General features: G+C 58.2%; 30 protein-coding genes. All 30 read right to left on the bottom strand.

Annotation, left to right across the window (positions count from 1 at the left end):
- Positions 1 to 21: 21 nt before the first annotated feature.
- The 30 genes from ACM110_RS27480 to ACM110_RS27335 all read right to left on the bottom strand — a co-directional run bounded on the left by ACM110_RS27480 (position 22) and on the right by ACM110_RS27335 (position 24,012).
- On the bottom strand, positions 22 to 498 hold the full coding sequence (locus ACM110_RS27480; RefSeq protein WP_416130231.1) for a hypothetical protein: 477 nt from the start codon (positions 496 to 498) through the stop codon (positions 22 to 24).
- 179 nt (positions 499 to 677) lie between these two features.
- On the bottom strand, positions 678 to 1,031 hold the full coding sequence (locus ACM110_RS27475) for a hypothetical protein (RefSeq protein WP_416130230.1): 354 nt from the start codon (positions 1,029 to 1,031) through the stop codon (positions 678 to 680).
- Positions 1,028 to 4,069 carry a DUF1983 domain-containing protein gene (locus ACM110_RS27470; RefSeq protein WP_416130229.1) on the bottom strand — a complete coding sequence of 1,014 codons (3,042 nt, stop codon included), beginning with the start codon at positions 4,067 to 4,069 and terminating at the stop codon, positions 1,028 to 1,030. Before ACM110_RS27470 ends, ACM110_RS27475 begins: the two co-directional genes overlap by 4 nt.
- Positions 4,066 to 4,464, bottom strand: coding sequence for a DUF6950 family protein (locus ACM110_RS27465; protein WP_416130228.1), 399 nt, complete (start codon positions 4,462 to 4,464; stop codon positions 4,066 to 4,068). Before ACM110_RS27465 ends, ACM110_RS27470 begins: the two co-directional genes overlap by 4 nt.
- A 2-nt stretch (positions 4,465 to 4,466) precedes the next feature.
- On the bottom strand, positions 4,467 to 5,069 hold the full coding sequence (locus tag ACM110_RS27460; RefSeq protein WP_416130227.1) for a hypothetical protein: 603 nt from the start codon (positions 5,067 to 5,069) through the stop codon (positions 4,467 to 4,469).
- The gene (locus ACM110_RS27455) at positions 5,069 to 5,653 is read right to left on the bottom strand and encodes a hypothetical protein (RefSeq protein WP_416130226.1); all 585 of its coding nucleotides are present in this window, start codon (positions 5,651 to 5,653) and stop codon (positions 5,069 to 5,071) included. The genes ACM110_RS27460 and ACM110_RS27455 overlap by 1 nt, the downstream gene beginning before the upstream one ends.
- A gap of 18 nt (positions 5,654 to 5,671) precedes the next feature.
- Complete coding sequence (locus ACM110_RS27450) at positions 5,672 to 8,929, bottom strand: phage tail tape measure protein (RefSeq protein WP_416130225.1); 3,258 nt, start codon at positions 8,927 to 8,929, stop codon at positions 5,672 to 5,674.
- Positions 8,930 to 9,023: 94 nt separating this feature from the next.
- The gene (locus tag ACM110_RS27445; RefSeq protein ID WP_416130224.1) at positions 9,024 to 9,467 is read right to left on the bottom strand and encodes a hypothetical protein; all 444 of its coding nucleotides are present in this window, start codon (positions 9,465 to 9,467) and stop codon (positions 9,024 to 9,026) included.
- A gap of 77 nt (positions 9,468 to 9,544) precedes the next feature.
- Positions 9,545 to 9,748, bottom strand: coding sequence for a hypothetical protein (locus tag ACM110_RS27440; protein ID WP_416130240.1), 204 nt, complete (start codon positions 9,746 to 9,748; stop codon positions 9,545 to 9,547).
- A gap of 41 nt (positions 9,749 to 9,789) precedes the next feature.
- Positions 9,790 to 10,119 carry a hypothetical protein gene (locus ACM110_RS27435; protein ID WP_416130223.1) on the bottom strand — a complete coding sequence of 110 codons (330 nt, stop codon included), beginning with the start codon at positions 10,117 to 10,119 and terminating at the stop codon, positions 9,790 to 9,792.
- Positions 10,120 to 10,159: 40 nt separating this feature from the next.
- Positions 10,160 to 10,648 carry a hypothetical protein gene (locus tag ACM110_RS27430; protein WP_008061040.1) on the bottom strand — a complete coding sequence of 163 codons (489 nt, stop codon included), beginning with the start codon at positions 10,646 to 10,648 and terminating at the stop codon, positions 10,160 to 10,162.
- Positions 10,649 to 10,703: 55 nt separating this feature from the next.
- Entirely contained in the window at positions 10,704 to 11,090 is a 387-nt protein-coding gene (locus ACM110_RS27425; RefSeq protein ID WP_416130222.1) for a DUF3168 domain-containing protein, read from the bottom strand.
- The gene (locus ACM110_RS27420; RefSeq protein WP_416130221.1) at positions 11,083 to 11,661 is read right to left on the bottom strand and encodes an HK97-gp10 family putative phage morphogenesis protein; all 579 of its coding nucleotides are present in this window, start codon (positions 11,659 to 11,661) and stop codon (positions 11,083 to 11,085) included. Before ACM110_RS27420 ends, ACM110_RS27425 begins: the two co-directional genes overlap by 8 nt.
- Positions 11,662 to 11,664: 3 nt before the next feature.
- The gene (locus ACM110_RS27415; RefSeq protein ID WP_416130220.1) at positions 11,665 to 11,835 is read right to left on the bottom strand and encodes a hypothetical protein; all 171 of its coding nucleotides are present in this window, start codon (positions 11,833 to 11,835) and stop codon (positions 11,665 to 11,667) included.
- Positions 11,836 to 11,844: 9 nt separating this feature from the next.
- The gene (locus ACM110_RS27410; protein ID WP_416130219.1) at positions 11,845 to 12,177 is read right to left on the bottom strand and encodes a head-tail adaptor protein; all 333 of its coding nucleotides are present in this window, start codon (positions 12,175 to 12,177) and stop codon (positions 11,845 to 11,847) included.
- On the bottom strand, positions 12,174 to 12,491 hold the full coding sequence (locus ACM110_RS27405) for a head-tail connector protein (RefSeq protein ID WP_416130218.1): 318 nt from the start codon (positions 12,489 to 12,491) through the stop codon (positions 12,174 to 12,176). The genes ACM110_RS27410 and ACM110_RS27405 overlap by 4 nt, the downstream gene beginning before the upstream one ends.
- A complete protein-coding gene (locus tag ACM110_RS27400) occupies positions 12,484 to 12,909 on the bottom strand; it encodes a HeH/LEM domain-containing protein (protein WP_416130217.1) in 426 nt (141 codons plus the stop codon). The genes ACM110_RS27405 and ACM110_RS27400 overlap by 8 nt, the downstream gene beginning before the upstream one ends.
- Positions 12,910 to 12,950: 41 nt before the next feature.
- The gene (locus tag ACM110_RS27395; RefSeq protein WP_416130216.1) at positions 12,951 to 14,153 is read right to left on the bottom strand and encodes a phage major capsid protein; all 1,203 of its coding nucleotides are present in this window, start codon (positions 14,151 to 14,153) and stop codon (positions 12,951 to 12,953) included.
- 10 nt (positions 14,154 to 14,163) lie between these two features.
- Positions 14,164 to 14,823: an HK97 family phage prohead protease gene (locus tag ACM110_RS27390; protein ID WP_416130215.1), complete on the bottom strand. Its 660-nt coding sequence runs from the start codon at positions 14,821 to 14,823 to the stop codon at positions 14,164 to 14,166.
- Complete coding sequence (locus ACM110_RS27385) at positions 14,801 to 16,027, bottom strand: phage portal protein (protein ID WP_416130214.1); 1,227 nt, start codon at positions 16,025 to 16,027, stop codon at positions 14,801 to 14,803. The genes ACM110_RS27390 and ACM110_RS27385 overlap by 23 nt, the downstream gene beginning before the upstream one ends.
- On the bottom strand, positions 16,028 to 17,704 hold the full coding sequence (locus ACM110_RS27380) for a terminase large subunit (protein ID WP_416130213.1): 1,677 nt from the start codon (positions 17,702 to 17,704) through the stop codon (positions 16,028 to 16,030). It abuts the gene before it with no gap.
- A gap of 3 nt (positions 17,705 to 17,707) precedes the next feature.
- Complete coding sequence (locus tag ACM110_RS27375) at positions 17,708 to 18,184, bottom strand: terminase small subunit (protein WP_416130212.1); 477 nt, start codon at positions 18,182 to 18,184, stop codon at positions 17,708 to 17,710.
- Positions 18,185 to 18,314: 130 nt separating this feature from the next.
- Positions 18,315 to 18,653, bottom strand: a complete 339-nt coding sequence (locus tag ACM110_RS27370) for an HNH endonuclease (protein WP_416130211.1) — start codon at positions 18,651 to 18,653, stop codon at positions 18,315 to 18,317.
- Positions 18,653 to 18,982: a phage holin, lambda family gene (locus tag ACM110_RS27365; protein WP_416130210.1), complete on the bottom strand. Its 330-nt coding sequence runs from the start codon at positions 18,980 to 18,982 to the stop codon at positions 18,653 to 18,655. The genes ACM110_RS27370 and ACM110_RS27365 overlap by 1 nt, the downstream gene beginning before the upstream one ends.
- A 571-nt stretch (positions 18,983 to 19,553) precedes the next feature.
- The gene (locus ACM110_RS27360; protein WP_416130209.1) at positions 19,554 to 20,117 is read right to left on the bottom strand and encodes a hypothetical protein; all 564 of its coding nucleotides are present in this window, start codon (positions 20,115 to 20,117) and stop codon (positions 19,554 to 19,556) included.
- 3 nt (positions 20,118 to 20,120) lie between these two features.
- Positions 20,121 to 20,432 carry a hypothetical protein gene (locus ACM110_RS27355; protein WP_416130208.1) on the bottom strand — a complete coding sequence of 104 codons (312 nt, stop codon included), beginning with the start codon at positions 20,430 to 20,432 and terminating at the stop codon, positions 20,121 to 20,123.
- Between the two features lie 5 nt (positions 20,433 to 20,437).
- Complete coding sequence (locus ACM110_RS27350) at positions 20,438 to 21,733, bottom strand: tyrosine-type recombinase/integrase (protein ID WP_416130207.1); 1,296 nt, start codon at positions 21,731 to 21,733, stop codon at positions 20,438 to 20,440.
- Positions 21,730 to 21,939, bottom strand: a complete 210-nt coding sequence (locus ACM110_RS27345; protein ID WP_416130206.1) for a hypothetical protein — start codon at positions 21,937 to 21,939, stop codon at positions 21,730 to 21,732. The genes ACM110_RS27350 and ACM110_RS27345 overlap by 4 nt, the downstream gene beginning before the upstream one ends.
- Positions 21,939 to 23,318 (bottom strand): replicative DNA helicase, encoded by a 1,380-nt coding sequence (dnaB, locus tag ACM110_RS27340; protein WP_416130205.1) that lies wholly within the window; start codon positions 23,316 to 23,318, stop codon positions 21,939 to 21,941. The genes ACM110_RS27345 and dnaB overlap by 1 nt, the downstream gene beginning before the upstream one ends.
- A complete protein-coding gene (locus ACM110_RS27335) occupies positions 23,311 to 24,012 on the bottom strand; it encodes a helix-turn-helix domain-containing protein (RefSeq protein WP_416130204.1) in 702 nt (233 codons plus the stop codon). Before ACM110_RS27335 ends, dnaB begins: the two co-directional genes overlap by 8 nt.
- Between the last annotated feature and the right edge of the window lie 342 nt (positions 24,013 to 24,354).

Raw genomic sequence — 24,354 nt, 5'->3', positions numbered from 1 at the left:
GTATCTCCAGAAGAAAAGTGCTCAGGCCAGTAGCTTGGCGCAGAGAAATGGCCGGTGACCTTGGTCGGTCCAGGCGTTTGTTGCGAGGCTGTACATCCTGATTTGGCCATTGGCGTAATCGACGCCCAGCGCGCAGCCACCACCCGTAGAGGCGTTGTGGCAGTTCATGGCGAAGGGATTGAGCGAGATGTACTCCCCGGCACCCAGCAGCTTGTTAATGGCCCAGATGTAGCGGCGCCCCACAATCAGCACCTCGTCGCCGATGTAAACCCAGTTGCCTGCGGCGTAGGTCACCACCACCGCCGGCGCCCCGCTGTCATACACCAGCGCACCATTAGGCCCCCACAGACGCATGCCATACGCCGCGGTGCCCATGGATGCCCAAGCAGCCACGAAATACTGACCGCTTAGCGTTGCCGTGACGTTGGAGGCCTTGATGCTGAACCCTGTCCAGTTTCCCGGGCCACCGGTGAACCACACGGATATCGGAACTTGCATCACCCCCGCATCCGGGCGGATGAACACCAATGGTGGATCCTGGCTCGTGATTGCCCTGGCAAACACCCCCGACGCATCGGTAGTCCCTGAATACGCCCCTCTTGTCAGCAAGCAGAGCCGCGGGGCTTCGGAGTCAATCTGAACAAAGGCATTGTCATTGATGCTTTGGAAGCCATAGCTCATGTTGAAAACCTTATCGCGTAGCCCTTGGCGACGATCCGTGTCGGGGTGACACCTGCGGCAGCTGAGGGATTTTTCGGTAGGACGGTCACAACCCCAGCGCCAGTGGTGACATAGGGGTATGACTTCGTGTTGCCCAAGCCGTCGTTCTCCGCTGATTGCACGTCCTGCACCCTCGTCGGAATGATCATGAACACGCAATTGGCCGGGTTGAACCCGGGAATACTGATTGAGTAGCTGGGCGTGGCTCCGCTGAAGTCGATCACGCCCTGCCAGAGCACCTGGTAAGTGAAGCTGTTGGTATCCATACCAAGGTTGCCGTTCTCATCCCAAACCCGCGCGCCGTAACTCATGCGTCGAGATCCCCCAGTTGCACGCGCTTGATTCCGTTCTGGTCGTAAACCTTGATCGCGCGGTTAGTCATCGTCAGACGGCCACCTCCCGGCGCCGGGCCGTTGAACTCCAGATTGCCGGCCTTATCCAGACGCCAGCCCAGCGCTCCCGCAATGTAATTGTCGGATTGCAGGTACTGGCCAATCTTCAGCATGGTGATGCTGCCGTCCTGGATAAACGCCGAGTTCATGAACACCTGGCCGTTCTGTACCGCGAACGGCACCGCGATGGCTCCACCGGCAATGGTGTTGACGATGGCGAACCGATCCGCACTCACCAAAAACTGGCTTTGCAATCCGGCTCCGGTGTCCTCGATGCCAAGCCCGATACCTGCGGCAACATACTTGCCGTCGACGGTCAGATGCATCTTCACCGACCACATCGTCGACAGCTTGCCGGCGGTGTTTGCGTAGGCCGTTGCCGTTTCCTGAATGGCAGCGGTGTTCTCGCCGATCTTTGCAGTCACCTGAGTGATCGCTGTCGCGGTGGCTTCCTTGTCCGTGGCCACGGTTTGCCGCAAATCGGTGACCGCCGCCTGGTTTTCTCCCGCAGCGGAAGACACTGTCCGGATAGATTGTGCCGTCGCCAGATTTTCCGAGGCCCTCACCCGGTCCTCGCCAGCGATTGCCGCCGTACTGCTCCAACCCTTCAACGCGTCGGCTAGATCGCCTTCCCCATCATCGTCACGGAACGAGGCGCGCAGAGCCTGGAAGGCGCTTGCTTGCGCGGTGACAACGCCGTCGAGCTCACTGATTTCGGTCGTGTGGGTCGCCACCTGCTCGGCCAGGCCATTGGCCGTTTCGATAAGATCGCCCACATCAGCCCAATACAAGGGGTTTGGCGGGGGTGTTTCAATCGGCACCGGTTGCACGGCCTGATAAATCTGGCCATTGTCGACGATCATCTGGCCCTTCAGGTAAACCCGCTCAGGGTCGTAGCCCTTCAGGCCGTCGAGCGAATCGATCTGGTCCTGAAGGTCGGGGATCTTGTCGATCTCGTCCTGCAGGTCCTCGCCCAACTCGGTTCTGGTGATCTTGCCGGCGAGCGCCGCCAGATACGCCGAGACGTCATTTGAGGTCTGGGCTGGAACAAAAAGGAAATCACTCTTGCCGTAGGCGTTGGAGGAGCGGATGAAATAGTAATAGTTCGTCCAGAAGCCGAGGCCTGTGTGAGTGAACGACAGTCCCTGCCCAAGATAGGAGGCATCTTCAGCAGTGGCCGTGGGTTGCGTGCTGAAAAAGTACTCGTATGTCCCGCCATTCAAACCGTTCTGGGCGTTTCCCGGGATCAGCACGATGTTGTCGATCGAGGACTGAACCACGCAGGACTCTGGGATAGGCGGTCCGTTGATGCTGACCGTGATCGTTGCTTCGCCGGATCGCGCCATGGGACCGACTGCCGCTACACTCATGGTGTAGTTACCCGATGGCAACCCGCTGATTGCGCACTCCGTCGACGTGGATGGAACGTTGTGCGATTGAATTGCGGTCGCACCCTGTCGAACGATGAGGATGTATTCCTTCACGATGCCCGTCGGCGGGAGCCATGACAGTACGCCCTGAGTAACCTCTGCCGTGGTGTCCTGAGTCCAGGCGAGATTGGTTGGTGACCCCAACCCACCCGCAGGCAAATTGATAAACCCGATCGGATTGTACGGTTGGCCGACGGCATCATCGAAGATCGCTGCTTCGTACTGCTGCACCTGAACGTTGCAACCCTCGTTATCACCCATCGACCAGTTTGTAACGATGAATTCGCCGAGGATGTTCAGCGACGGCAGGTTGACACGGACTACACGGCCTGGACGGCAGTTGTAACCCGAGAAGTTCATCGGGATGCTGATTACCCCACCCGCGCGCCGGCGGCGCAATTCCATGTTCGCCAAGCGCTGGGCCTGGTAGGGATTGGTGACATAAGAGTACGTGAGCGTTTCCGCCGCCTCGCCACCATCCTCCACGATCCACTCAGCGACGCTGACCTCTGGATAGTCAGTCTCCGTCCATGATTGATCCGGATCGATGAAGGTACCTCGAACGGTATTGATTGCCGAATCATTGGTGGGCTCGGTACTGCCTGTGACCGTACCGATCACCATGTCTTCGGTAATCTCAAAATCGTATGGCCCGTAGTAGGCGCCAGCCTGAAACATCCAGCGCCCACCGACACGAATCAGGCGACCGCCAGAGGCAGCCTCAAGCTTTTGCAGCACCCCAGTGCGCTGCTCATCAGCCCCGATCACGCATCCTGTGCGGTAGCGCTGGCTTGTAGATCCGTCGGCATTGGTCAGGGCTTCGTCACAAACGTTGGCCGCGCTGGCGAAGGTTGCGAACACAATCTCGCTGTCCGGCACACCACAGCGTGTCCGCAAAAACCAGAGCAGATGAAGCGCGGTATTGGCGCTGTAGACGGCAGTGCCGGTGCGCGGATCGTAGATATCATTGCGACCGCGAACCACGAAGCGTGTGTCAGGAATACCCGACGGGAATTTCTCCGCGCTGTAGCGAAGCGACACACGCACGAAGGACAGGCCGCGCCCGATCTGGCTGTCCTTCCAGTCCGGGCAATTAGCCTTTAGAAAGGCATTGACCTGGGTCGGATTGACGACCAGCTCATAACTCGCCTGATCACCGAACGAACTGATGTCCTCTTCGCCAAGGTAGATGTTTTCCAGTGCCGCAATCGGGCCTTCGCACAGGACATACACCAAGTGCAGCCATTCGCCCTCACCCTGAACGCCCGCCTGTTCCTGAGCCCACACCAGAACCCCACCGGTTGAAACACGGCCGAGAATGAAACGTACCGGAGCCTTCGACGATCGCACTGTTTGTGCGGATGGCTCGTTATCACGCAGCGGCGATTTGGTGTTGAGTTTTTCTTGCTGCTCGGAGGCATAGAACGCCAACCCGGCACCAATCGCGGCGCCTACCGGTCCACCTTGGACAAAACCAATAACGGCGCCGATGGCCACTTGCGCAATTTTTTTAACGCCGCCGCTCATTCAACCCTCCACGCGGCCAGTGGCTCGCATACGACACGGGCCGCGCCGTCGTCGGTTGTTGCCCAATACTCACCAGCCCAGAACACGGCCATGCTTCGGCCGCCGGGTGCGTCGTACAGCACCACGTCACCCCGCTGAATGAAGCCCAGCGGCACTCGCACAAAGTGGGTATCCCACGCAGCCTCGAGACTGCCGTGCTGCTTCTTCAGTTGCCGCTTGGCACCGGTTTCCGTCGTGTACTTGCCGCGGTAGTTCTCGGCAGGATCGACACCACAAATTGCAGCCGTGCAGTCCGCAGCGAATAGGCAGCAGTCAAATTCGCCCCATGAAAAAGGCCGCTCTTGAGCGGCCTTGATCACTGTATTCAGACGTGTTGTCCAATCTCGGTGGCGCATGACTAACTTCCATAAATGAAGGTCGGGGCATCCTTATTGGAGCCCCAATAGATCGGCCATTCGGACATCTGAGCGATCGCGTAGAAGAAGCGATCACCACCATGGCGCGCGCGATGGTTCTCGTCCGTGAAACGTTCGGTTCCGGTGCGACTCCACTCCGCCATGCGGTCAACGACCGGGACGGTAATTTCATTGCCTTCCTGGCCATTACCGGCGAACGAAAACTTGGCTGCATCCATGCGTCCGGAAAACAAGATGTCAGCCGCGTAATTACCCGCCTCGTCGAACACCACGAACATGACTTTCGCCGATCGCCCGCGACAGCCGCGCACGTTCGTTTCAGAGAGGATGTAGGAATCCAGGCCGCTGAGCGTGAGATCGACCGACATAGGCGAACCCGAGTTGTCGCTCTCCTGCGACTGGCTCACCTGGCCGAAGTTACCCACGCCTTGGTACGTGACTCCGTCGATCACCAAGTCGCCAGTGCCGGTGTGCGCGAAGACCATGCCGTCGACGAAGTCGAGCTGAACGGCGTATACCGGCATGAACTTGCCCGTGGCGATGATGTTCACCACGCTCTGACTGAAAGGAAATGCTGACGGCATCAGAAGGCCTCCCTGAACTGAAAACTGCCATTGGCCACCAGTGGCTGCACGGTCAATTGATTGGTGTCATCGCTTCGACGCATTTCGGAGTAAGGATTTCGGTACTCCACAACAGAGCCAGCCACTATTGCTCGGCGAATCCGCTTGTTCAGGTACACCAGCACCCGGCCTTGACCGTTTGAAACTGCATCATCCACCACCTCGAACATCTCGCCAGCGATGGTGATGTAGTCACCGAAGGAAAAAACCTTCGCGCTCGGAGTGACACCGCCGATCGTCATGCTGGTTGCTTGAGCATTCGCCGTGACAATCACCGGTGACCCAATGTCATCGTCTCTGGTCCTGGTAAAAGCTGGCAGGTTCACTGTTCCATACATTCCCTGCAGTCTGCCGAGCAGCGCCGTAACTTCCCTTTCATCCTCATCAAACAGACCTTCGAAACTCAATGTGCATTGCCAGTAAGCCCCCGGGTAACCAACAATTTGCTGGGCATTGGAGAGCGTCGACGTGAACGTCCGGTTGTTGTAGACCATGCCCCACGTCATTTGCGACGGCCACAGTGAAGCCGGCCAAGCGATAGCCATGAGAACTCCTACAGCCGGTTACCGGCGATTGATTAACTGACGGGCTGGTCCGTTCTGCTTGAGGTCTTTGAGTACCAACTGATAGCCACCCTCGGCACCGCGACGGGCCGCGTCCTGAATCTTGGCGAGCGTCGCGTCGTCGGCATTCCCTTGCACGGAGATGTATTGCGTAACGCCCCCAACCGTCACGGTTGAAGTATCACCGGCAACAACGTCCTCAGACCTCGCCCCCCCAACTGCGCGAACACCCAACGATCCGTCCGCCGCCCGGGTCAGCGGCATGATTGCTTCTGGCCCCGCCTCAGCAAAGATGCCGGCGCCTTTTGCGAAGGCAAAGGTCTGTGGTGTGTTGTAGACACCGCCCGAATACGACGAAAGGCTGGCCGAACTGTAAACACCACCTTTGGCATTCGGAACCATAGCGCCCTCACTGAAGCCGGTCATCGTCCCGGTACCGCCACCACCGCCACCGGTAAAAGCACTGAAAGCGCTACTCAAAAAACCGGCGGCGGCTTGGCGTACCTGGATCCGAATCAAGTCCTCGATGATCGAGTTCGCCAGGTCCTTGAATGACAATTTGCCAGTCTTTACAAAGTTCACGATGCCATCTTCGAGCCCACTGAACGCGCTGCTGAACAGCGCCTGTGTCTGGCCCGCGACATCGGCGGCCTGGTCGACGTAGTTCTGTAGCGCGTCCGAAGCACCGTTTGCCCAGCTGGATTGCGCCGCATCAACTTGGCCGTAATAGCTCTGCTGCGCGAGCAAGCGCTTGTCGAGCTCATCTTGCAGAACCTTCGTTTCGCTGGCATAGAGCTCTGGCGAAATCTGCCCGGTGTTTCGCTGTTCGTTCAAACTTGCCAGATCGGCGGCGTATTTTTGCCGAAGCGCTAAATCAGCACGCATGCGGTCACGCGCCTTATCACCCATGCCGATGCCGGCCAGCTCCTGATCGAAACCATCCTGCGTAGTCTGCGTGCCTGTGGCTTGTGCGGCTTTGAAGGCGGTCAGTTTCAGATCGTCTTCATTGGCTTTCTTGATTTTGTTCAGTGCGTCCAGTTCGGCGGCCATGCCGAGCAAACGTTTTTTCTGTGCCTCAGTCAGCTTGCCAAGCTTCCCCTCCTGCAATTCAAACGAGAGCTTTGCGACTTCGGTGGCGTCCTTCTGCTTGTCGCCGGTGGTGTTGATCAGCTCGATCTGGCGTTTGTAACTTTCCTCGGTCGACTCGAACGCTTTAAGCTGCTGTTTGGCTGCCGACTCAGATTCGCTGGTGTTCTTTTTCGCGGCCTTAGTGGCAGCATCATCGGCAGCCTTTTGCGCGTCCTTGGCGGCGGCCGTCGAGCGGATCGCAACGATCATGCCTTCGGTGAGGTCGGTGTTCTCGGCAATGAATCTGTTCGCCGCCTCCAGGGCCGTTTTGTCCTTGGCTGCACCGAGCTGCTTTTGCAATTGCTCGAGATACTTCTGGCCGACCTGATCGGCCGCAGCGATTGCGGCGTTGTTCTTACCCCGCGCCGCGGTATTGGCGTCAGTCTCACCAATAAGCTCAGCCAGCGTCTGCCGCTGTTTATCGAGGATGGACGTGAGGTCGGAAACCTTGATCTGCCCAGTCTCGATAGATTGGGCCATCTCTTCAGTAACGCCAGGAATCAGCCTGACCTGATCAGCAACAGCTTTCCAATCTACCGCTTGCCCTGTCGCGGAATCAGCAACAGCCTTATTGACGATGTCCATTGCCGATTGAAACTCGGCGGGTAGTGGAGCAATGCCCCCCATAAATCCGGAAGCACCTGCCAAACCGGCGTTAGTCAAACCGGCTTGGAATTCGAAAGCAATCGAGCCGGCAGCAGCAGAGAGGTCCTTTTCGGTGTCTGCTATCGAGGCCCGCAATTCTCGCAAGGTGACAGATTGGGTAGCCCGGTTGAGCTTATTGAATCGTTCTGTCAGCTTGTCGAGCGGGTCATTCAAATCCCCCAATTGCTGTTCCAACACGCTGGTATTGTCGCGCAGCGTGAGGAATGCTGTTGCCGCCCCGACAGCAAGCGCAGCAACACCAACTGGGCCGCCCAGAATTCCGAGCAGACCAACACCAGCACGCCCAACCCCAGCCTGCGCGGCAGCCACTGCATTGGTCGCGCGTGTCTCCACCATCCTGGCTTCGGCGAGCTGCAACGACAATTGCGTCTGGACGGCGGTACCGCGCGCGGCCACCGCTTCCTTTTCAGCAAGAAAGACCGTTGTCTGCGCTTTCTGCTGCTCGGCCTGTGCAGCGAGCAGGACCGCAGTTGCCTGGGCTTTGCGGGCAACCACATCTTGATAGGCTGACTTAGCCGCAGTGACTGCTGATGCCGCGGCGCTTACGCTATATCGAGACAGCGCCGTAATCGCCGCGAAGATTGCTACGTCGGCCAGGGTTTCGAAGTTCTCACCCAGCGCACCAAGCCCTTTCGCCAGCACACCTGTGAAATCATTTGATTCATTCAAACGACCAATATACAGAGTGAACGAATTGGAAAGATTTTGAACCGCATCTCGCACCGCTACGCTCATGCTGTCTGCCAAGACGCCGTTCGCTTTAGCTGATTTTTGGAGGCCTTCAGTTAGGGTGTCCAGACTGAGCTTACCTTGGGCACCGAGGCTGCGGATTTCTTCTGCTGTCTTACCGGTAGATTTGGCGATGGTGTCAACCACCGTCGGCATGGCCGCGAGAATCGACTGCCAGCCATCAGCTTCAACCTTCCCGGTTTGCAGTGCCTTTGAGTAAGCATCGATTGCCGAGCTGGCCTTGTCAGCCGAGGCCGAGTTGGTCACCAACAGAAAGCTGAAGCTGTCCATGACATCCAGCGCCTGGCCGGTGTCGTAGCCCATCGACTTCAAACTGTCAGCCGTCCGGATGTAGAGTTCTTGCGCTTCACTCAGCGGACGGTAAGTGCGCTGCGCGGTCTGTATAAGTCGCTGCTGAACAACGTCGTATTCGGCAACGCTGCTGGTGGCCATGCCGATGCGGTCGGACATTTGACCGTAGGAGTCTGCCGTCTCAATGATCTTGCTGATAGATGCGGTGCCAATGGCCGCTGCTAGGGCACTTTTGATTAATCCAGCGGCGCTTTGAGCGCTTTCGCCAGCACGATCAAAAGCCTCATCGATATGCCCCAGACTCTTGTCGATCTTGCCAGACGCCTGGGCGACGCTGGAGTCCGCGCGCGCCATTTCCTGACGTAGCTGTGCGGTGGTCGCTTCAATGCGGACCAGCATTCCCTGAACGTCTGTATCAGCCATGGTTTCTCCGGGCAAAAAAAAGCCCGCCGGAGCGGGTTGTTTTGAACACACTGCAATCCGCAAGGCTGTAAAAAACAAGCCCCGCGATTACGTCTCACTTCTTGGAGTACTTGAATGGTGCAGGCGTGGTCAATAGAGGCTCTGGCTTATCCCATGTTCCCCGGTAGCCGCGAACCTGATAGGAGTAACCTGGTTTAAGTTCAAGCAGCAGACCGCTCAAATCTCCGCCAGCGCACATCGCATTGTTTTTGATACTGAGTTGAGCGGGACCGGGTGCATGGTAGAGCTTTACGCTTTTACCATGACTCGTCTTTGCTGCAAGCTGACCATCAAGGTAAACAGACATCCCCGCGCCCAAACAACTAATCGCGCCCGCATCCTGGGTGAATACAATCCTCGCGTCGTCTGGGCTCTTCTGACGCCCAAACGCATAAACATCGGAGGTGGACACCTGCCTTGCCTGATCCGGGGAAACCTGTGTGGTTTCACAGCCCGCCATCATCAGAGCCATCGCGGTCACGCATATCGCTTTTTGCACATTTAACCCTCCCTGTAGGTGACGGCAATCTACCACCACAAAGGGAACAGCTAAAAGCCTGCTGCAGCACTGGTGAATTATCGCTGTCGACCCGTCAGCGCTTGGCGCAGCTTGGCAGCTACGGTAGATGGTTTCGGCTTTTCCTTCGGCTCGGCCGGTTTACCACCGAATGGGTTGGTCATCTGAGCCCATTCGATCCGGGCATCCATGGCCAGAAACAACTCAGGGAGCGGAGTGCGCCAGGCTGTATCGGGTGACCAACCCAGCCAGCCCGTGGCCACTGCGTACAATCTGTCCACATAGCTGCCGTCCTCGACAGCGCTTACTCCTTCGCCGCCTGAGGCTTTCCCCCGCCAGAGCCTCGCGGGTTGTACAGGGCTACCAGAAATGGATTGAGTGCAATGGACACCTCCAAAACACCGGTTTGCCAAACGATTTCTGCGACAGCATCGGCAGCCTTGCCGGACAAATCTGCGCCGGCGGCGATAATCACGGCGCAACCGCCAACGCTGAGTGCATTCACAGCTTGCGACGCGCCGCGCAATCCGCCGAAGTGCGCCTCAATACTGCGTACTGCCGCCAAGGTGGGCACCAGTTCGTAGTCTTCGCCGTCGAGTGTGATCTTGGTGGAGCCGAACAGGGTTTTACTCATGGACCAGTTCCTTAAAGGGCTGGGGCCGAGGCCCCGCCGATTACGTCGGGAGGATTTCGAGGATGTCGGAGTTGATGCCGATCGTGACGTTGCGGCGAACCACGTTGTCAGCGGCGCCCGCAGCGACGGTGTTGTTCATGACCTTGCCGCGCATGTAGAACGTGGTTGGCAAAATGGCTGGGGTAGCATCAGGATCGCCATCGTTCAGGGTGACTTTGATGTTGTAGTCGCCCTTGCTGCGATCCTTGTGCGCCACCTTCAACTTGGCTTGCCCGAGGTCGCCGTTGTCCAGGCCGACCGTCAAGGTCAGGTCGCCGGCATCGGCCGTGCCTTTGTACTTGCGTACCCGGCCATCGCGCAGCGAAGTGAAGTTCACCGAACTGAAGGTGTCGCCAAACTCGCCAAGGTCTTCGATCTCCCCGACCTCGACATAGGTATCAGCCTTGTAGAGCGCTTCGGTGTCCGCGCCGTTTTTGCTGCCGATCGAGAATCGGCATCCGGCGGCGGTGTTGAGGTTGTCATCGGCCATGGGGGTTCCTCCAAAGGCACATTGGATAAAGCCGCGGGGCGGCCGGTGTTGGGATTTAATGAGTAGTGATAACGCGGACCGTGATTGATCCCTGATACGTAACGCCATCAGCATCGCGCTGGGCGTCGGACTGTTCGACCCTAACCGAGACGGCGCGGCCGACCTGCAGAGGTAATCGGCGCTCGTCCAGAGCCGCGACAACTTCACCGAGAATTCGCTTAACTTCGGCTTGGCCATGGGCATCAGACCAAACAGACAGATATATCAGGCGTTGCTCACGCTTCCTGCCTGCGATGGGCGAGCTGTTAGTGGATATCTCCCGATCAAACGAGACATACGGCATGGGCGAATCCATTGGAGCGCCGTCGTAGACCGGGCATGAAACCTCGGCCTCTAACCGCGCGAACAGTGCCTCCTGCAATGCAACGGATGGATCAGCCATTGCTCATTCCCTCGCTCGCCTTGCGTAACGTTTCAGCGACCGCGGCACGAATGTTCGCCAGTACAAAGTCCCGGTTCACGTCTTTTGCGGGCCGCAGCCAAGGGTGAGCCGGTCGGGCCGGGATATCCGGGTACTTGCCGTAGAACGTGGTGCCGTCAGACTTGTTCTTGGTGTCCCGCGCACGCAACGCATTGCGGCGCCCGGATAGCTTCGACTTGTCTCGGTTGTTGGTGTGCTCACCACCTACCGAGTTTCGATCAGCCCGCCGGTAGAGGGTGCCGTTGTAGCCCTTGGTGCCGTACTCGAGGAAGCGCAGATAGAAGAAACGTTGCGTGTCACGCTTGCCCCGAATGCCGATCTCCGCGTTCAGACCACTTTTAGAAACAAACACCTTCAGCGCTGCGGATGCGGCACCGGTGTCCTTGGGGATAAGTTGCCTCATCGTGGCCAGGATTTGGTCAGCGCTTTGCTTCATCACCCCTACCAACTCGTTGTCCATTGTGGAATGGATGTTGCGCAGGGTCCGACGCAACTTGAAGTCTCCCGACATGCGGGATCGTCGGGCAGCCATGAGCTATCCCTTGGCCTTGCTGGCCTTTTCAGCGACTGGCGCGAGCTCAGTCACCTTCTCAACCAGGCCGCGTGCGACAAGGTCTTCACCCAGCTTCGCGTCAACCGTGAACTCCTCACCCTTCTCCCGGTCGCCGGTGGCGCCAGACAGGATGCCTAAGGCAATAACGTTCATGATTCACCTCTATGGATTGGGTACGCTTGAACACAGAAGCCGAAGCATTGTTCGGTCGTTATCAAGCAATGCTGCTTCGATCAGGTAGGTTGTGGCGATACCGTCAACCACCTCAACCAAGCGAGTGCCGGCGACTGCATCGCGGCGGGGACGGACACGGACTTCGGCGGTAACCATGGCGGACAACTGCTCGGCCACCGGCGTAATACGGCCGGTGGGCAGTGTGATTTCTGCCCACAACTTGCCGATCTCCGACCAGGTGACATCAAAACCGCCCGAGCCGTTCGGGACTCGCACCTGCGCCTGAAGCACACAACGGTGTTTCATTGGGCCGGCTCTCATAAATTCACCCAGCGATGAGGCTTCCAAAGCGCATTGGTTGCCATCGGCAGCTCCGCGGTGATGGTCCCGATCACCACAGTTTCACGGCTGCCGTACCAGTGACCGATCAGCAACAGCGCCCCCTGCTTGATCGCTCTGGTCATCAACAACGCGTTGCCGACGGGATCTGGCAAAGCTTCGGTCGGGTCGATCAGCTTGCGATTGGTCCAGGTCTCGAAAGCGCTGAGGGCTGCCTCCGTGTAGCCCTCAATCAACGCATCTTCATCGTCATGGTCGACCCGTAAGTGAGCCTTGACGATGGGCAGTTCAAGCATTGGTAGGAACCAATGCCTGGAGCGCTGGCTTATTGGCTCCGGCGTCGAAGTCGATTCCCTTGGCGGTTAGCCATTCCTTCAGCTTGGGCACCGTCATTTTGAGCGGATCAGTTTCGGCTTCAGCCTCTGTCTGCGCCTGGACCGCTGCGTCGATCTCTTCTTTTGAGCTGCGCGATTCATAGCCCTCAGGTGGATAGTTCGACGCCAGATATCCCGCCTCGATAAACTCGACGATGGTCGGGCCATCCACACGCAGGTTCGACTGCAACTGCCTGTCGAGATATTCGGCCACGCCCAAATGCTCAACCGCTACCAGAGCGCAGCGCTCCGACACATTCTGATCGCCAGCCGGGATCTCAACTACCTGGTTGCCGTCCACTGCAAACGGGAACGGCTTTTTCACGGAAATAATTGGCATACATCCTCCGTTGAACGGGCGCCCGAAGACGCCCTACACAATTACGCTGCGCTGAGGGTTAAAACCTTCACGGCCTGGGAGTCGACCAGCATGCCGCCGACGCGCTTGGTGGTGTAGAAACCAACGTATGGCTTGTTGGTATAGGGGTCGCGCAACACTCGGGTACCGATGCGATCCACGACCAAATAGCCGCGCTTGTAGTCACCAAACGTGACCGCATTGGCATCCGCCGCTGCATCGGGCATGTCTTCGTTTTCAGTGATGCCATAGCTCAACAGGCTGGATGGTTGGCCCAACTCCAGACCCGGGCGCCACAGGTAGTTGCCCTCCGCATCCTTGAGCTTTCGCACCATGCCGACGGTGAGGTTGTTCATCATGAACGTGGCATTCTGGCGGTAACCGGCCTTCAACGATTGCACCAAGTCGATCAACTTGTCGCCGGTGATCCCGCCCGCTACGCCAGAAATTAGCTTTTGCAGTTTGCCAAAGGCGCGAACCTTATCGCTCTCCAGCGTCATTTCGTAAGCCAGCAGCCCTTTTGGCTTGTTGACCCCGTTGCCGAGCAAGAACGCATTCGCTTCCTTCTCAGAGAACTCGCGCGACACTTCATCGTTCAACCAATTTTCCGGATCGAAGAACATGTCGTCCAAGCTTTTTTGCGTGGCTTGCGGGTTGGCATAAATCTCGCCCATGAACGCCGACAGTGGCGCCAAGGTCGGTGTGCCAGTTGCCGGCCGCGCATCGGTTTCACCTACCCAACCCGAACCGGCGCCGCCCAGGCTAACCAGTTTTTTATAGTCCTCGGTACCGACAGTAATCTGTCCACACACCTGACGCATCGGGGAAGCATTTCGCAACAGTTCGATGATGGTACGGTCGAGCTCTTCCGGTACCGCATAACCGCCATCGGCTTCGACGCCAATTTGCAGCGCCTTGGCTTGCAGTTCGCCCAGCCCCGCATCGACGCCCTTACGCACAAACTGCATGAACGCAGTCTTGTGCTCGCTGGCTTCCTTGGTGCCTGTACCGTCCGGACGCTTCAGCGCCAGCAACTCCTTCTCCAGGTTGCTTTTCAGGTCGTCCAGTTCGCCCAGCTTTTCGTTGAGCGTGTCGACTTGGCCGGACAACTTGCTCTTTTCGGCTTCCAGGCCATCGACTCGCTTGTCGTTCTTTTCTTTGAACTCGTCGAACTTCTTGCCGAGCGCTTCGGCAACTTCCTGCACATCTTTGATTTCAACAGCCATGAGAGGCTCCTTACATTCGGTCAATCAGGGATTTAATGGATTGCAGTGCTTCGCCGGCACCCGCCTCTCGCGGTGATACTGCGCCGTAGCCTTTTGCCATAAAGGCCTTGGCTTGGGAGCCAGAAAACCCGACCTCTCGAAGGGCTCGCTCCACTTTGCTGGGCGGTGGCGTTTCACCGCGGGCCAGCAGAGATTTCACGTCGGTGATCCGGGCTTCGTCGTTGGCCGGAAAGGTGACCGGGGATACTTCCCACAAATCGATCGCCTTCAAGATCCAAATGCCCTTCTCCCTGTCGTACTCGTAACCGTCATCCTCGAGCAGATAGCCGATGGATAACCCGGTCAGACTACCGGCCTGCATGTGTCCGTGAGCTCGCTTGGCAAGCGGATCCGACTCAACCAACAGTCGCCCCTTCACATACAAGCCAACGTCGTCTTCCCGCATTTCGGTGTAGATGCCGATCGGCTCACTCATTTGGTGCTGCCAGAGCATGGCTGGCAGGCGGCCCTTTTCTTTCCATCTGGCCAGGCTGGCAGTAAAGGCCCCGCGCACAACCACATCGCTGTAACTGTCCACGACGCCGAACACGGACCCGTAGCCTTCGAACTCGCCGCTGTCGCTGACCGATTTAATGGTCAGCGGCACGTCAAGACGCTGTTTTGTCTGCATCGCCGGCAGCCTCTGGTTTGGTAGTCATGTTCATCGGAGTGAGGTAGATATCGCCGCCCTCACGGGGGTTTTCGTCCTCAAGTTCGCGGCAGTCGTTGGGGCTCAAGATCCCCCACTGGATACCTTTGCCGTAGGACTCATACCGCCCCTTCAGATCGCCACGCATCAAGGCACCTGCGTTGAATTTGGCGTAATGGGTCAGACGGTCTTTTTCGTTGAGCAGGCCAACCTGAATGCGGTGTTCGATACGGGTCATGATTGGAACCAGCGAGTAGTTCACGAAGCTCATTCCCATGTGCTCAATATTGTTTAGCGTCATTTGCTCCATGCTCGCTACCAGGTGCGGTGGCACACGGAACAGTCCGCAGATCTGCGACTCCGTCAGTTTCTTCGACTCGATGAACTGAGTGTCTTGAGCGTTGAGGCTGATGGGTTTCCAGTCGAGCCCCATTTCCAGAATCATCGGCTTATAGGCGTTGGCCACCCCCATGTGCTCACCTTGAAACTGAGTTTTCAGCCGATCGAAAGCCGCGTCTGTCAGTTGCTCAGAGGTAGAAAGAACACCACTCGCGACTGCTCCGTTGGTGAAAAGCTTCGCCGCGTGAGCATTCATCGCTTGGCCCAAACCAAGGGCCTGCCTCGCATAAGCAATAGGGTTAAGGCCATTCAGGCCATCAAGCGTGAACAATCGCACATGCCAAATTTCATCCTGGGTGAGTACTCGCACCCCAGTTTTGAAGGTCACCGTGTACTCAACAGTCCAGTCGTCCTTGAGTTTGGACTTGACCATGTCAGGGTTGATCGGCAACAGCTCAACGACGTTGCCGAGAGCGACGACCTTATAGGCGAAGAAGTTGCCGCGAAGGCACAGGCAAGCCACCAACATCTCCCAGAACTCTTGGGCAGTCATGTAGCCGTTGGGTGCCATCGACAGCAACGGGAACAAACGGTGTGCAGTTGCAGGAAGCCGGACCTTGCCGGTCTGCTTGAGTAATCGACAAGGCAACATTCCGATTGACTCGGCCAGTACTCGGACGCAATTGAAAACCACCAATTGCTGCATCGCGCTAGTCGTCGTTACACGTTGCCCTGAATCGCTTTCATATCCCGCCCCGAGCGCCTGAGCCAGCTTGTCCGATGTATCAATAATTTGCGGATCGCCCTTGGACCCGAACAGGCGACCAATGCTTTTGATTAGCTTCATTCAGAGCGTCCTGATTCCGTGCTTCATGATGTGATCCGAGAGAGACTTCTCGGGCTGAGGGTTTAAAGCCATCAGCGAGACGGCATTGAATGTGGCCATCAGCGGGTCAATTTTTGCGGTGCCGGATGCTTGCTTGGTGATGAGGAAAGCGTTAGCCGAGGGCACGCCCTTCGCGTTCCCACAAGCCCATGCCATCAGCGGCTGTCCGCAGTGCAGAAGCGACCCGTCAGCCAGGCGGCGTTCGGTCGTCTTGATCGCGCCAGTCAGCTTCCAGCCTTGTGAGATACCTATGATTTTGTCTTCCGGAACGCCGGCTTCAGCCAACGCATCGAGTACTGCGCCGATTCCCGCGGGGTCTAGGCCGACCTTATCCAACAGACCGGCGTCGTTAATCCTCGCCACCACGGCGGCCAGTTGCTCAACGTCATCGCCGATCTTGTCAACGAGGGTGAGGTCGCCCGTTGCGCTGAGGTCCAGCAAGCGAGGCGCCTCAGACTTACGTCGCTCCAACACAGACGGGTGTGCCCACGCGTGAGCCCAGTGCAACCAGGTTCGCGACTCACGCACTCGACCAATCACAGCGAGGCCAAGCAGGTCGTCAAGACCGCCACCGTCCCCACCAACGGAAATTACTTCACACTGCTCAATGAGCTGGTCCAGCGTCAGGCCGGGCTTTGCTTGCGGTTCCCAGAACTCGGCGCCGACCCAGTTATCAGACATCAACGCCAAGCCGATCTCGATATTCAGATGCTTGGCCAGGAACCCCCGGACCTCTGCCTCGCCGTCTATATCCGCCTGCATAAACAAGCGTTCCAGCGTTGGCCGGTCGACTGAGTAGTTGATGTTCGGATTGACCAGGTGGAAGTTTTCAGGCTTGCGCGCGTCGCCGCTTTTGATCATCTCCTGAGAAAATTCGTAGATGATCGGCAGGAAGCGGTTGTCATCGATCCGGCCATCCCGCACGCCGCGGGCATAGTTCAGCTTCGACCTAAAGACACCGGCCGGCGGTTCGTTCGATTGCGTCGTCAACCAAATGATGAAACCTTCGGGCCTGGACAGCAGGCCACCGGTAGCCTCGCGGATCATGTCCGCCGCTTTCGGGTTTTTGCCGAACAGCCATGTTTCATCAATCAAAACGCCGACGGCTTTCTTACCACCGACCACGTCGCTGTCTGCTGCCACAACCTTAAGCGTGGCTCCCGTCTCTCGGTGGGTAATGAGCCGCAGGTGCGGCTGGACGTGCAGCAGCGTTTTCAGCTCATCATCGTTATTCACCATGTCCTTGGCCGGGACGAAGGCGTTATCCGCAATCTCCTTGGTGGGAGCCAGGATGATGAACTCGGCCGAGAGCCGCCAATTGCGTACCAAGGCGGTCAGCATGATCGCCGCCGCGATCGTCGACTTACTGTTCTTCTTCGGGATGCAAAGCATGAACTCCCGAATCAGCCGTTCGCCGGTCTCACTGTTGTAGCTACCGAACACGGCACCGGCAAACGCCAGAACCCAAGGCGCGCATGCAGACTCAATCGTTGGGCTACCGGGTGCATCGACAATCTTCAGGCCCTTGAAAACTTCGAGGCTTTCCTCGGCCTCCAATGGAAACAGCGGCGCCGGAATAATCGACTCACCCGCAGAGAGACGCCGCCACCAGTCAGGGCAAGCGGTAGTCCACTGCATAGATCATCCTTTGACGACAGTGAGGGGCGGCTTGCCTTGTGCGTACCTGCCCTTCCCTGCCTGTTTGGCAGCGTCAGCAAGAGCTTCTTTCTTCCCTTGATCGGCAACCTTGCCGTGGATGTAGGGCATCAACGCTTTCGCGGCGTCGACCCGAAGCCTTGGCTCAGCGGCCTGCTCGTTCATAACCGCCACCAGGAAGTCGCGAGGGTCGTCGAACTCCTCGAAAACCAGCCCGTCCTCAGGTGCCTCAACTGCCGCTGGCGAGTTAACTTTCGCCGCAGCTTTAACTTCTGCCGGGGTAGCGTTCTTCGCTCGCACCTTGCGAGCAATCGCGGCAACGACATCGGGATCCTTCGCAAGCTTGGAGCCCGCCTGCGACGCGGTTTTCTCAGAGTATCCTGCGGCTATTGCCGCATCTCTTTTTGAGGCTCCCGACTGCAAAGCGTCAGCAAACCGTCGCTTTTTGTCGGTTAAAGCCATGGTTAACTTTTCCGTAATTTGGGAAAAAATGTGTGCGTGTGGTCGAGGGCGGTCTAGTCACCGACCAGAGCCAGGTTTTCCACCCCCCCCTGGCCCCCACCCAAAAAGCGCACTACGACGGGGCACCAGATCAACCCGCGAGCCCGGCGGACTCCTCAGCCTGCTTGACCGAGTCATGACACGGCTTGCAGAGGGGCTGCCAGTTGGTCTCATCCCAGAACAGGTCCTGATCACCACGATGTGGAACCTTGTGGTCAACCACTCCGGCCGCAGCGGTCAGACCTTGGCGCGCGCAGTACACACAAAGCGGATGATCACGGAGATACCGCTCTCGAGCCTTCTGCCACTTGTAGCCGTAGCCACGCTGAGTGCTGGTCTTGTCGCTTCGCCAACTATCTGGATTGATAGTCTTCAACCGAGAGCCTGCACCTTCCTTAACCCTTGAGCCCAACGTCTTGAGTCTGACCATCAATCGGCCCGCCGCGGCAACTTGAAATCTGCGAACCGATCAGCCAAGTCGGCGATCTTCTTCACGCCGAGGAAGCCAATGAACACACCGGCCGCCGTGGCGAAGTTCTGAGGTAGACCGAAATACTCCAGCAGCGGGATCAGGCCAATGGTGATCAGCGTGCAGAGCGAGGCCTCGAGCAGCGCCTGTCGCCGAGTGCCACCGCCATAGATGATGCGCAATGCACTGACGACGAAGGCCAGCGCGCCGGCATAGATCGTCGGCGCATGCTGACCCAGCCACGCGAGAACGAGCAGCCAAGTGTCTGGTTTGTCGGGCATGTTTGGCATCCGGATTCCTCCCTTGCGGGGAGCGAGGTAAGTTCGGTCCCAGCAGCACTCCCAGCTCGGAGCAATGGGTGTGGTGGAACCGAAAACGAAAAAGCCCCGGCAAACGCCGAGGCTTTAGTATGGTTAGCAGAACGCTTCTTAAATCATGCGATCCGAGTAATGCAGTTTCAGCTTGATAATATGGAGTCCAACAGATCGTGGCCCGACCAAGTCAACTGGATATGACCCTGGCTGCGCAACAGATACCCGTCGTTCGCAAGAAGGTCAAAGTGATAGTCGATCACCTTCTGTTCAAGCGAAGAAGCCTCTTGCGCGTATACCTTTACCGACGCTTCCCGAATCCCATCGATACCTGCATTACTCTGCACTTGAGCGAGTATCAGCCTCGCCAATTGAAAATCCCGTCTCATGTGGTGCGCCTTCCTAATTGAGCAATCATTGAAGCTCTAGGATACATGTCTGCCACGCAAACAAAAAAGCCCGACTCTATGGTCGGGCTTTTCGCGTCAATCCGCTGTAACGCACAGGAATGACAGGATGGGGTTAATTTACGGCCAATCGGCCATCACGGTCAAGCAGCGTCGACGAAAATTTCTTCCTGATCGAATATCTCGGTCGCATGGATCACGGCTGCCTCTTCCAGCTGCTCCAGACGCTTGTGAATGCCACCGCGCCAGTTGCGCCGAGTGCGCTCCGGCGAGGCGGCAAGGTCCCAGGTGTTCATGTCGTAAAACTCGGAGGGCAGCACGATCATGTCAGTGGATCGCTTGCCAGTCTGGACACCCTTCAACTTCGGAATGGCCCAGGCAGTGAGCGCCTTATAGATGAACAGTTGAGGTGCCGGGGAAACCATGCGAGCCACTAGACGGCCGATGGCTGCCACCTTGTTGGCCTTGTGCGTGGAGTACTTGGCGACCAGCACATCCCACTGAGCCGGCTCAAGGTGACGATGCAGCAGCGCATAGAGGCAGCAGTCGTAATCGAACTTGTCACGCACCGAGAGCGAACTGTCGGTGCCACCCGAACGAAGGTCAGCGTCGATCAGCTTCTGCCATGACTGCTTGGTGCTGTTGTCGATGTTGTCGGCTGCCAGTACCCGGACTAGCGTGCCCATCACGTCCTTATAGATGCCCATGCCTTAATCCCCCTTGAAAGACGAGCGGCCGGCGCCGCGACTGTTGTTCTGTTGATACTGCTCGACGGTGTCGTTCGCTGCAGGAGCCAGGGTTGCGAGGTGACGCTCCCGACGCAGCAGCATGCCCAACTGCACCACCAGGTCCTCCACCGGCAGTGGCTCCAGGGTGATGGCGTGCACCAGGCCCGAAGCGTGGCAACCGATGCAGTCGAGCTGGTGAAACACGCCTTCGATGATCCCCTTCCCGGCGCATGACGGGCAGTCGGTGAGTGGGATCAGGCAACGCACAAAGGCGGGGCCATGCTGCTTTTTCATCGTTTTTAAACCTCGCCCTTAACAAATTGCGGAATTGACTCGCAGGCCACGCTATTCAAGGCGTCTACGAGGTTTTGCGATTCTTCATATCTAACGTCTGTCTGCTGGTGGATCGACTTGAAGCCGCGCTCATCTAACCAGTTGTGCCACTTCACCAGCGCCAGACGACGCTGCTCTTTCGCCTGGGTGTTGATGTAGGTCGACGCGATCTTGCCCAGCGAGTGGTTCAGCAACATCTCGCCGATGTGGCCGTCGACGCCGAGGTCAGTCCATGCCGTGCGGGCTACCTTGCGCAGGTCGTGACTGGTCCAAGCGCCCTGCCCCAATCGGGTGAATACGGCACTGGCCTGGTTGTCGCTCAGCGCCTTGCCCCGCCGGGAAGGAAACAGGAACGGCCCCTCGTAGCCTTGGGTGGACTGTCTGTCCCGGTACCGGCGAAGCAGCGCGCAGACTTGGTCAGTCAGTGGCACCCGCAACTCGGTCTTGCTCTTGGTGTGCTCGGCTGGCAAAAACCATTCACGCTCAGGAAGTGCAATATCCGCCCAGCGAGCCTGCCGGGTTTCGCCAATGCGGGTGCCGTGACACAACATCATCAGGGCCAGCATGGCGTCAGCAGGTGCACTCTCGAAGCGCTCGGTCAGCTGCTCCACCAGCTCGGGCAACTGGACATCGCGCAGGCGCGCCGGCTTTGGCAGGATGCGCGCCGTTGTGAAGTGGATGAACTTGAGCTCGGCCATCGGGTTGACCGGGATCAAATCCAATTTGCGGGCCTGACGGAAGGCCACGGCGAGCAGGCGATACAGCTGCTGGACGTACGACAGCGACAGTTCTTCCTGTGCCGGCCACATCAGCAGTTTGTCGAGGGTCTGGGCACTGACATCGCGAAGCAGCAGATCATCCAGGCGCGGCTTCAGCTGGCAGCTGATGGCCGACTTGCCGGCCGAGCGCCGTTTGGCAGAGAGCGCGCGCGAACGGGCCATGCGATCGGCAAACCAGTCCAGCAGCTCGCCGACGGTCACCCAACCTGAAACGCTGGCAGCGCCATCGGCCGCCACTCGCAGGCGCACAGCTGGCAGCGCCGCAACCACCTGCTTGGTATTCAGGTCTGGAAAGCCGCCAATGCGGTGCCATTGGCGTTTGTTCAGCAGGTACCAAGACCCGCGCCCGCGATTTTTCGCATAACGGAAGTGCAGCGCGGGATGGCTGGCATCACGCAGGTCGCGCACGTGCTCGAGCTTGGCGTTGCGTTGAATTTCGGCATCTGACAGCTTCACGGTCAGGGTCTTGATCAGTGCGCTCAATCGGTTTTCTCCACCTGGTTGAAACGGTCCACCACCTCGAACGTTGAAGGCCACATCCACGCACCATAACGATTGGCCATGCCCTCATCGGCAAACAGCGCCAACGCATGATCAGGAGTACTGCCCAATTCCATCTTGAAAGAGCAGCAGAACACCGCGAAGCGGTAGTTGGACGGATCGGGAACAGCGAGTCGCCTTGTGCTCATCAGAACGATTCCTTTTTTCGGTAGCGGTCGGCCAGACTGGTGACCTTTTCCGGCTGCTCAACAGGCTCTGGCTTCCACCCGGCAGCGAGGTTTTCAAATCGGTTGTATTGGCCAAGGAAGGCCGTGCGGATGGTGCCCATTTCGATGTCGCGGCCCTTGCCAATGATGATTTCGGCAATGCCTTTGGCCTCGGTGTTTTCGTGATAGACCTCGTCGCGGTACACGAACAGGATCACGTCGGCGTCCTGCTCGATTGCGCCGGATTCCCTCAAATCCGAGGGGATTGGGCGTTTGTTTGGGCGCTCTTCGCATTTGCGCGAGAGCTGGCTGAGCAGGACAACGGGAATGCCCAACTCCTTGGCGAGCAGCTTGCAACCGCGGCTGATGCTGCTGACCTCTTCGGTGCGGTTACCGCCCTCGCCTTCCAGCAACTGCAGGTAATCGATCATCAGCAGGTCCAGGCCGTAACGCAGCTTGTGGCGGCGGGCCAGCGAGCGAATGCGACCAATCGACGAGCCGGCACGGTCAGCGATGTACAGCGGAGCGCGACGAAGCACGCCGGCCGCAGCAGAAAGTTCCGCGCCATGGCTCTGGCAAGCGGTGCCGTTCTTCACCAACGTGAGCGGAATACGCCCCTCGGACGCCACTGCCCGATCCAGCAACTGGCCCTTGTTCATTTCGAGGCTGATGACGAGCGCCGACTTGCTCTGGCGCACGGCTGCCTCGATCACAAACCCCATGGCCAGCGTGGTTTTGCCCATGGCAGGACGGCCCGCAACGACATACAGGTGATCCGGTTGCAGGCCGCCCAGCTTTTCGTCCAGGTCTTTCAGGCCAGTCGATAGCCCGATCAGCGTTTCACCGCGGGCATGGCGATCGTGTCGCTCCTGCCACACTTCCAGCTGGTCGGCCAGCACGTCACCGACTTTGACGATGTCGTCATCACCCGAACCGCAGTCAATCGCCATCGCTGCAGCCTGGACGGCGGCGATTTTCGCCTGCACATCCTGGTCGCTGTGCGCGATATCCATGGCTTGGGTGCCGAGGTCAAACAGGGAACGCTCGACCGCCCGCTCACGGACGATTGCCGCGTAGGTCTTGGCGTTGGCAACGCTGGGAGTGCCGTTAACGATTTCGGCGCAGTAGGCGAACGCGGGGCTACCATCGAGCAGAGTGCCGACGTGATTGCCAACTGTGAGGAAGTCGACAGCCTTGCCAGCAGTGCGAACCGCCATGATTCCGCGGTACACCTCAGCATTCTCAGGAAAGAAAAACGATTCGGCGGAAAGGTCATCGCTCAGGGAGTCGATCAGCTCAGGACGCTGCATCATCGCGCCCAGCAGGCCGTGTTCGGCCTCGATGCTGTGTGGCTCACGCATTGTAATTGCCCTCCACAACCTTGACGAAGTTGCTCGGGGCGATCAGCCAGTCGAAGCTGGCCCGGAAAGGTGCGCCGCCGCTTTTGCCCGATGCACGCCCCATCAGGAAATCGGATTGGGCGACAGTGGCGAAGTACTCTGTCCAGAATTCGAGGCTCTGGTGAACCTCGCTCTGGTTCCAGCGCGACCGGATTTGCTTTTTGCGGGCCTCGGATACCAAAACGACGGTAGGCAGCACCGGTGTGAGCAGTCGGTTGAACAAATCGACGATGTCCTGAACCGGGCAAGACGGGGAGCGCGGAACGCGATTCCCATCAGGTGACGGTTCAATTGATGGTTCCTTTACGGTTCTGGGGGCATCTGGTGCCGGGGTGACCGGCATATCCTGCCGGGGTGATGGGGCATCTGGTGCCGGGGGGCATTTACTGCCGGGGGCATATCGTGCCGGGGTGATGGAATACCAAGTCGAACGGCCAAAGCGCTGATTGCTCGACAATATGCCGGCCTCTTCCAGCCAACGCAGTGCATTGCGGACGGCACGCTCTGACAGGCAAGTGCGCACGCCAATAGTGGCAACGGAAGGCCAGCAAACGCCCTCGTCATTGGCGTTATCGGCCAAGGAAATTAGAACTGCCTTCTGAGCTGGGCTCATTCCGTGCAGAGGCCAGCACGCGCTCATGATGACGGTGCTCATGCGGAAACATCCTGGACAGGAACCAGCGATGCCTTGAGGTGATCAAGACATTCACGGCTGAAGTGTGATTTGGACGCGCGCGAATATTGGCTACGCACCATCAGGGCGGCATACATCGCGGCGGATTGGTGGGCTATGAGGTGTTGCGACACCCTTGGAGAGTTCGCAGATCGTGTCGGAGCACGACCGGTGTTGCCTGGAACAGTGTTCATGCTCATAATGGCCCCGCATTGTTGTACAAGTTGTTGAAGAAGCCGGGGTGCGACCCGGCTTTTTTTTGCCTGAAATTCAGGCGCTTGCTTTCCCGCAGACGCGACCAATCCCGCCGACTGAGCTGCTGCC

The sequence above is a fragment of the Pseudomonas sp. NFX98 genome (genome assembly GCF_047784845.1).
Classification (GTDB): domain Bacteria; phylum Pseudomonadota; class Gammaproteobacteria; order Pseudomonadales; family Pseudomonadaceae; genus Aquipseudomonas.
The sequence above is the reverse complement of the archived record's forward strand: the minus strand, read 5'-3'. Positions and strand labels throughout refer to the sequence as shown.